General features: G+C 66.5%; 6 protein-coding genes and 1 pseudogene. All 7 read right to left on the bottom strand.

The window, feature by feature from the left end; genetic code table 11:
• Positions 1 to 252: pseudogene (locus BM252_RS28180) on the bottom strand (putrescine ABC transporter permease PotI); the annotation flags it as partial.
• Positions 249 to 1,163 (bottom strand): ABC transporter permease subunit, encoded by a 915-nt coding sequence (locus BM252_RS28175; RefSeq protein WP_093391023.1) that lies wholly within the window; start codon positions 1,161 to 1,163, stop codon positions 249 to 251. The pseudogene BM252_RS28180 and the gene BM252_RS28175, both read right to left, overlap by 4 nt.
• Before the next feature lie 13 nt (positions 1,164 to 1,176).
• Complete coding sequence (locus BM252_RS28170) at positions 1,177 to 2,337, bottom strand: ABC transporter ATP-binding protein (RefSeq protein WP_093391022.1); 1,161 nt, start codon at positions 2,335 to 2,337, stop codon at positions 1,177 to 1,179.
• Between the two features lie 200 nt (positions 2,338 to 2,537).
• Positions 2,538 to 3,908 carry a glutamine synthetase family protein gene (locus tag BM252_RS28165; protein ID WP_093391029.1) on the bottom strand — a complete coding sequence of 457 codons (1,371 nt, stop codon included), beginning with the start codon at positions 3,906 to 3,908 and terminating at the stop codon, positions 2,538 to 2,540.
• Positions 3,909 to 4,011: 103 nt separating this feature from the next.
• Entirely contained in the window at positions 4,012 to 5,175 is a 1,164-nt protein-coding gene (locus tag BM252_RS28160; RefSeq protein ID WP_217429978.1) for a matrixin family metalloprotease, read from the bottom strand.
• A 167-nt stretch (positions 5,176 to 5,342) separates the two neighbouring features.
• The gene (locus tag BM252_RS28155; RefSeq protein WP_139236799.1) at positions 5,343 to 5,696 is read right to left on the bottom strand and encodes a hypothetical protein; all 354 of its coding nucleotides are present in this window, start codon (positions 5,694 to 5,696) and stop codon (positions 5,343 to 5,345) included.
• Between the two features lie 132 nt (positions 5,697 to 5,828).
• Positions 5,829 to 8,549, bottom strand: coding sequence for a nitrate reductase (locus tag BM252_RS28150; protein ID WP_093391019.1), 2,721 nt, complete (start codon positions 8,547 to 8,549; stop codon positions 5,829 to 5,831).
• Between the last annotated feature and the right edge of the window lie 10 nt (positions 8,550 to 8,559).

The following is an 8,559-nucleotide window of genomic DNA, read 5'->3' as shown; positions in this document are numbered from 1 at the left end:
GAAGGTGCCCAGCACCACCGAGGCGCAGGCCGTCAACACGGCGATCTTGATCGACAGGCCGAAGCCGCTGATGATCTCCGTGTCGTTCATCAGCTCCATGTACCAGCGCACGGAGAAGCCGCTCCACACCATGTCCTGCCGCGAGCTGTTGAACGAGAAGACGATCAACACCAAAATCGGCAGGTAGAGGAAGACATAGCCGAGCGACAGCCAGCCACGGCCGAACCAACGTTGGATGAAGTTCCCGTTCATGCGCGTGCCTCCTGTTCCGCCTTGTACTTGTTGAAGATCGCCATCGGCACCAGGATCAGCAGGATCACCACCACCGTCACCGAGGAGGCCATCGGCCAGTCGTTGTTGGTGAAGAACTCGTCCCACAGCACGTGGCCGATCATCAGCGTCTCCGGGCCGCCGAGCAGTTCGGGAATCACGTACTCGCCGACCGCCGGAATGAACACCAGCATGGAGCCGGCGATGATGCCGGACTTCGACAGCGGCACGGTGATGCGCCAGAAGGTTTGCAGCGGCGTGGCGCCCAGGTCGGCGGCGGCTTCGAGGAAGCGCACGTCCATCTTCACCAGGTTGGCGTACAGCGGCAGGATCATGAAGGGCAGATAGGCGTAGGTCATGCCGATCACCAGCGAGAACGGGGTGTTCATCATGTGCAGCGGCTCGTTGATGATGCCGGCGCTGATCAACAGGTGGTTCAAAATCCCGTTGTTGGCCAGGATGCCCTTCCAGGCGTAGATGCGCAGCAGGAAGGAGGTCCAGAACGGCAGCATCACCATCATCAGCAGCACCGGGCGGATGGTCGGCCGCGAGCGCGCCATGAAGTAGGCGAAGGGGTAGCCGATGGTCAGGCACAGCAAGGTGGTGATGGCGGCGTACTTGAGGGAACTCAGGTAGGTCAGCACGTACAGATCGTCCTGCAAGATGAACAGGTAGTTGGCGATCTTGATCTTGAAGGTGATGACGCCGTCCACCAGCGTCATCAAGGTGCCGAAGGGGTTGCCGCCGGTGTCGGCCTCGGTGAAGCTGATGCGCGCGACGATCAGGAACGGCACCAGGAAGGCGCAGGCCAGCCAGGCGAAGGGCACGGCGATGACCAGCCGGCGGCCGGTCAGCCAACGCGCGGTGAGCAGCGAGGTGAGGAAGTTCTTCATGCGCTCCCCCGGCTTAGCTGGTCAGCACGACGACGTCGGCGCCGTCCCACCAAGCGAACACGCGCTGCTCGCGGCGCAGGCGGGTGTCGTCGTGGCGCTGGGCGTTGGTGCGCGCCACCTTCAGGTCGACGCCGCTGTCCAGATGGACGTGGTAGTGGGTCTCGTTGCCGAAGTAGGCCAGCGCGGTGATGCTGCCGGCGGCGCAGTTGTAGCCGTGTTCGGCGGCGCTGGCGCGCTGCTCGACGCTCGGCTCGTCCGGTTGGATGCAGATCTTCTCCGGCCGCACCGCCACCGACACTTCCATGCCCTCGGTGCCGGTGATGCCGTGCGGGATGAAGTGGCGCGTGCCGGGCGTGTCGACGACGACGTGGTCCGGCTCGTCGACCACGACGCGGCCGTTGAACAGGTTGACGCTGCCGATGAAGTCGGCGACGAAGCGGCAGTTGGGCGTTTCGTAGATCTCGCCCGGCGCGCCGACCTGCAGGATGCGGCCCTCGCTCATCACGGCGATGCGGGTGGCCATGCTCATCGCCTCGTCCTGGTCGTGGGTGACCATCACGCAGGTGACGCCGACTTGTTCGATGATGTTGACCAGCTCCATCTGGGTGCGCTCGCGCAGCTTCTTGTCGAGCGCGCCGAGCGGCTCGTCGAGCAGCAGCAACTGCGGCCGCTTGGCCAGGCTGCGCGCCAGCGCGACGCGCTGCTGCTGGCCGCCGGACAGCTGGTGCGGCTTGCGCTTGGCGTAGGCGCCCAGCTGCACCAGGGCCAGCATCTGCTCGACGCGGGCGGCGATGTCGGCCTTGGGCAGGCCGTCGCGGCGCAGGCCGAAGGCGATGTTGTCCCACACTGTCAGGTGCGGGAACAGGGCGTAGGACTGGAACATCATGTTGATCGGCCGCTGGTAGGGCGGCACGTTGACGATGTTCTGACCGGCCAGCACGATCTGGCCCTCGGTCGGCGTCTCGAAGCCGGCCAGCATGCGCAGCAGGGTCGACTTGCCGCAGCCGGAGCTGCCCAGCAGCGCAAAGATCTCACCCTTGTTGATGGCGACCGACACGTCGTTGACGGCGCGCACGCCGTCGAAGTCCTTGACCAGGTTGCGGATCAGGAGGAAGGGCTGGCCGGCGTCGGCTGACGCGGCGGCGGTGGCGGTGGCAGGACGGGCAGTCGTCATCGTGGTTGAATTTGAATTGTATAAAAATTGACAATTGAAGGCGGACTGGGCCGACGTCTTCAAAAAAGCGTGATTATAAAGGCAGTACCTCTCCAGGGTCAGACCCTAGGGTCTGACCCTAGCGCCAAGTCGGGCAGTCTGCCCCTCGACACCCGCTTAGGGCTTGCTTGGGCTCGTGGTCCGCGATCAGCCGCTTCCGCTCACACATGCAGCAGCAGGTGCTCGCGCTCCCACGGGCTGATGACGGTCATGAACTCCTGGTGCTCGAGGTCCTTGATGGCGCTGTAGACATCGATGAAGCGCTCGCCCAGCACCTGGCGCAGGCGGTCCTCGCGGCGCAGCGCGCGCAGCGCCTCGGGCAGGCCCTGCGGCAGCTCGAACGGGCGGTCGTAGGCGCTGCCGACGGTCATCGGCGTCGGCTCCAGGTGGTCGACCATGCCGAGGTAGCCGCAGGCCAGCGTGACGGCCAGCGCCAGGTAGGGGTTGGCGTCGGCGCCGATGATGCGGTTCTCGACCCGCCGGTCCTGCACGCCCGACTCGGGAATGCGGAAGCCGACGGTGCGGTTGTCCATGCCCCATTGGATGTTGATCGGCGCCGAGGTGTGGCGCACGATGCGCCGGTAGGAATTCACATACGGCGCCATGATCGCCATCACCGCCGGGGTGTAGCGCTGCAGGCCGCCGATGTAGTGCTTGAAGATGGGCGCCGGCGAGCCGTCCGCCGCGCTGAAGATGTTTTGGCCGCTGCGCGCGTCGGCCACGCTCTGGTGCACGTGCATCGCCGAGCCGGGCTCGCCGGCCATCGGCTTGGCCATGAAGGTGGCGTACATCTGGTGCTTGAGCGCGGCCTCGCGCAGGGTGCGCTTGAAGTAGAACACCTTGTCGGCCAGCGCCAGCGCGTCGCCGTGCAGGAAGTTGATGCCCATCTGGCCGGCGCCGGTCTCGTGGATCAGTGTGTCGACGTCGAGCTGCATCAGCTCGCAGTAGTCGTAGATGTCCTCGAACAGCGGGTCGAACTCGTTGACGGCGTCGATGCTGTAGACCTGGCGGCTGGTTTCGGCGCGGCCGCTGCGGCCGATCGGCGCCTTCAGCGGCAGGTCCGGGTCGCTGTTCTTCTCGGTCAGGTAGAACTCCAGCTCGGCGGCCACCACCGGCTTCCAGCCACGGTCGGCGTACAGCTTGAGCACGCGGCGCAGCACGGCGCGCGGGGCGAAGTCGACCAGGGTGCCGTCGGCGAAGTAGCAGTCGTGGATCACCTGCGCGGTCGGGTCGCCGGCCCAGGGCACGTGGGTGATGGTGGCCGGGTCGGCGCGCAGGATCATGTCGCGGTCGGTGCTGGAGATGGCGCGGTCGTAGGCGGCGTCCTCGGTCGGGTAGTTGCCGGTGACGGTCATGCCCAGCACCGCCTCGGGGATGCGCATGCCGCGGTCCTGGGTGAACTTGCCGCGCGGCAGGATCTTGCCGCGCGCCACGCCCGTCAGGTCGGGCACCAGGCATTCAATCTCGGTGACGCGCTGTTCGTTGAGCCAGCGGTCCATGTCGGTGTCGGTGAAATTCTCGCGGATAGCCATTGCGCTCTCGACGGTCATGATCGTGCGATCGATAGGCTAATTTAGCATATTTCCAAACTGATATCACCTGCGGAAAGCGCCCCGGACATGGCCGCCGGCCGGTCTACCACATCATCAAGGCGCATTGCGCCGGCCGCTCCTGGTAGTAGACGCGCACCCGCAGGATGTACTTGTGGTCCTTGATCAGCTTGACGCGCAAGGCGGCGTTGCGGGTTTCGCCGGTGTCGTTGTCGCCGGCGCGGAAGCGCGGCTCGCCGCCCTCCTCCTCGAACAGCACCATCGACACGTCGGAGGTGCCGAAGGTCTTGAAGTCGTAGCAGCGCGTCTCCTCCGGCGTCACCTGGAAGTTGAGCTGTTCGCCCGGCTTGACGTGCAGCGCGACCGACTGCGCCGTCGACAACAGCTGCGGCCGCTCCGCCAACATGGGGTACAGGGCCAGCGCCCTTTGCTTGTCCTTGGGCGACAGGCCGCCGGCCGGCCGCAAGCCATCCTGGAAGAACTGGCGCGGGCTCTTGATCAGCCCCTTCTTGAACGGATACTCCATCACCGAGTCCGGGTCCCAGGCCGTGCCGCGCATGCTGGCGCGGTCGAGTTTTTGCAGGATGTTGTTGAAGGTCATCTGCCGCGACCAGTTGTTGGGCGGTCCGCCGAGGTCCTGGTAGACGGCCTCCTCGTCCCATTCGATGCCGGCGAAGGGGTTTTGGTGCTCGTGCTCGAAGCCGATGGCGTGGCCGATCTCGTGGATGGCGGTGTCGGGTTGGCGCCGCAGATCCCAGCCGAAGTTCATGGTCCGCTCGTTGGGGCCGAAGTATTCCTTGTTCAGCAGATTGGTGCCGACGCCGGACCAGGAGGTATTGTCCTGCAGGAAGCCGATGCGGATTTCCGCCTCGTCGCGCGTGTTGACCTCGACGAAGCGCAGGCCGATGCCGACATCGCTCCACTTCTTGAAGGCGTCGCGCACGATGGCGAGCTGCTCGTCGGCGCCGACCCAGCTGTACAGGCGTTCGCTGCCGTCGCTCATGTGCACGCGCTGCACGTCGCTGGCCTGGTTGAAGAAGTAGTAGTGCAGCACGGTGCCGTTGGCCCAGGCGTCGCCCACTTCGTTGATCAGTTCCTTGCGCTGGCCCACCAGGCCGTCCCATTGCGGGTGCGGCGGCGCCGCCTGCATGGCGCAATAATAGTAGGCGTTCTCGCCCAGATAGGCGCCGCCCTCCTGCGCCTCCACCGTGCCGCTCCCGGCCGTTCCATATGCTGTGTTCGCCGCCATCGCCGCTCTCCTCGACTGGTTTGTCCCGGCGGGCGCCGGGGCCATCACACATGCTAGAGAGGCGCGGTGGGGTCGATTTGCGCAATGCCAATCGAGCGGAGGAAAAGTGGCTAAACAGTTTTTCTCGTTTTAAATAGTTGCGAAAGTGCTGTTTGGAAGAGGAAATACTACTTCGAGCTGACTGGGGACTGCGGCACAGGAACTGGCGCAGGAGGTGCCGGCATCTGAATCACAATCGGCGCAGGGGCCGGCTGCGGTGGTGGATAGGACGGCGCTTTAGGCACGGCATTGTTGAGAACGAAGGTCATCACCGTGAGCGCCACCGCCGACATCGCGAGGGAGGTGCCAACAATCCACTTCACAAGTTCCGCCGTGTTCTTGTGCATTTCCGCACGGAACTCGGCGCGTAGCTCGTTGAAGCCACTCTCCATCCTCGTTTCGAGCGAAACCAGCCGCCCTTCAATACGGGTTTCCACAGTCGCCAACCTTGCATCTAGGAGATCTTTCGATACGGGTTCCATCGACATCTCCGTTGATGGTGTGGACTTGTCTATTTTGGACTCCAAGTCTACACCCGGAGACGACAAATTGCGACACGTGCGGCGCCATCCCCCTTGCGGCACCGCAAAGCAATCCGGCAGTCCCCTGCAAGGCTAGGAAGCGGCCTCGGCCAGCGTTTCGACCAGCAGCTTCTTGATCTCCGGCACGCAGGAGCCGCAGTTTCCGCCGGCCTTCACGCAGGCCGTCACCTGGGCCACGCTGCTCAGGTCCTGGCTGCGGATGGCCTCGCAGATGGTGTTGCGGCCGACACCGAAGCAGGAGCAGACGGTCGGCCCGGCGTCGGCGCCCTTCTCCACCGGCTGGCCGACCAGCAGGCCGACGCGGTCGATCTCGCTCAGTCGCTCCTTGCCGAACAGGCTGGCCAGCCAGGCGCGCGAGGGCATGTCCTGGCGCGGCGAGACGAAGACGCACTGGTCGATGCGGTCCTCGCTCAAATGCACGGCGCGGTAGACGCCGGCGCTGCGGTCCTCGTATTCGAGCCAGTCGGCGTCCTCGCCGTCGACGCCGAGCAGCTCGCGCGCCCACAGGCCGAAGTCGCCGATGGTGTTGCGGCCGGCCAGCTCGTAGCGGGCGAAGTCGCGGCCCTGGATGCGGGTCCAGTGCGCCACCGCGTCCAGCCCCAGCTCCTGGCGGCTGAGGATGAAGCCGTGCCAGGAGACGCGGAACTGCTCGACCCGCACCGGCGTGTGCTTGAACTCGGGCTCGCCCGAGACCGGGTCGACCACCGGGTTGACCAACGCGCCGACGCGCGCGTCCGAGGCGCTCTGGCCGGACCAGTGGATGGGAATGAACACGCTGCCACGGGCGATGCCGCCGCCGTGCTGCACGCGCGCCACCATCGCGCCCCACTTGGTGCTGACGCGCGCCAGCTCGCCCTCGCGCACGCCGTGCAGCAGCGCGTCCTGCGGGTGCATGTCGACGAAGGACTCGGCGACGTGGTCGGCCAGCTTGGCCGATTTGCCGGTGCGCGTCATGGTGTGCCACTGGTCGCGCACGCGGCCGGTGTTGAGCGCCAGCGGGAAGTCCTCGCAGACGGCGTTGACCGGCGCGCGCGGCGTGGTGGCGATGAAGCGCGCCTTGCCGTCGGCGTGGGCGAAGCGGCCGTCGCCGAACAGGCGCTGGCTCACCTCCACCCGGCCGTCGGCCAGGCGCACGGCCGGCCATTGCACCGGTTCCAGGGCGTCGTATTCGTTGCGGCTGAGCGCGGCCAGCGCGCCGATGTTGAACACGCGCGCCACCTCGCCCGGCGCGTTGCCGTTCTGGTGCGCGCTGAGGCGGGCGTGTTCGTCGAAGACGGCGTGGACGCCGTCGAAGTCGAAGCCCTCGTAGCCCATGCGCTGGGCGAACTGGCAGAGGATCTGCCAGTCGGCACGCGCCTCGCCCGGCGCCGGCAAGAAGGCGCGCTGGCGCGAGATGCGCCGCTCGGAGTTGGTGACGGTGCCGTCCTTCTCGCCCCAGCCCAGGGCCGGCAGCAGCACGTGGGCGAAGTCGTTGGTGTCGGTGTTCTGCACAATGTCCGACACCACCACCAGTTGGCACTTGGCCAGCGCCCGCTTGATCTGGTCGGCGTCCGGCATGCTCACCACCGGATTGGTGGCGATGATCCACACCGCCTTGACGGTGCCCGCCTCGATCGCCTTGAACAGGTCGACCGCCTTGTGGCCGCCATGGTCGGCGATGCGCGGCGAGTCCCAGAAGGTTTGTACCAGCTCGCGGTGGGCCGGCTGCTCCAGGTCCATGTGGGCGGCCAGCATGTTGGCCAGGCCGCCCACTTCGCGCCCGCCCATGGCGTTGGGTTGGCCGGTGATGGAGAACGGCCCCATGCCGGGCTGGCCGATGCGCCCGCCGATCAGGTGGCAGTTGATGATGCTGTTGGCCTTGTCGGTGCCGGCCGAGGATTGGTTGACGCCCTGCGAGAAGGCGGTAATGACCTTGGCGGTGGCGGCGAAGGCCTCGTAAAACTCCATCAGCGCGGCCGGGTCGACGCGGCAGATCTTGGCCACTTCGAGCGGATCGGCGCATTCGACGTTGGCGGTGGCCAGCGCCGACTCCAGGCCGCGCGTGTGGGCGGCGATGAAGTCGGGCGCCACCGCGCCGATGCGCGCCAGGTAGCTGAGCAGGCCGTTGAACAGCCAGACGTCGGTGCCGGGTTTGACCGGCAGGTGCAGGTCGGCCAGCTCGCAGGTGGCGGTGCGGCGCGGGTCGATCACCACCAGCTTCATTTCCGGCCGGGCCTCCTTGGCGCGGGCGATGCGCTGGAACAGGATGGGGTGGCACCAGGCGGTGTTGGAGCCGACCAGCACCACCATGTCGGCCAGCTCCAGGTCCTCGTAGCAGACCGGCACCAGGTCCTCGCCGAAGGCGCGCTTGTGGCCGGCCACGGCGGACGACATGCACAGGCGCGAGTTGGTGTCGATGTTGGCGCTGCCGACGTAGCCCTTCATCAGCTTGTTGGCGATGTAGTAGTCCTCGGTGAGCAGCTGGCCGGAGACGTACAACGCCACCGCGTCCGGGCCGTGCTCGGCGATGATGGCCTGCCAGTCGCCGGCCACCTGGTCGAGCGCGGCGTCCCAGGAGACGCGGCGCAAGCCGTCCGCGCCGCGCAGCTGCGGATACAGCAGCCGCCCGTCCAGCCCCACCGTCTCGCCCAGCGCCGAGCCTTTGACGCACAGCTTGCCGCTGTTGGCGGCGTGGCCGGCGTCGCCGGCGATCTCGACTGTGCCGTCGCCCTTGGGCGTGGCCTTGACGCCGCAGCCGACGCCGCAGTAGGGACAGGTGGTACGGACCGACAGGTGGGCTTGGGACAGGTTCACGATGGATTCC

The organism is Rugamonas rubra, from assembly GCF_900114705.1.
Classification (GTDB): domain Bacteria; phylum Pseudomonadota; class Gammaproteobacteria; order Burkholderiales; family Burkholderiaceae_D; genus Rugamonas; species Rugamonas rubra.
This window is presented reverse-complemented; position numbering and strand designations above follow the sequence as displayed.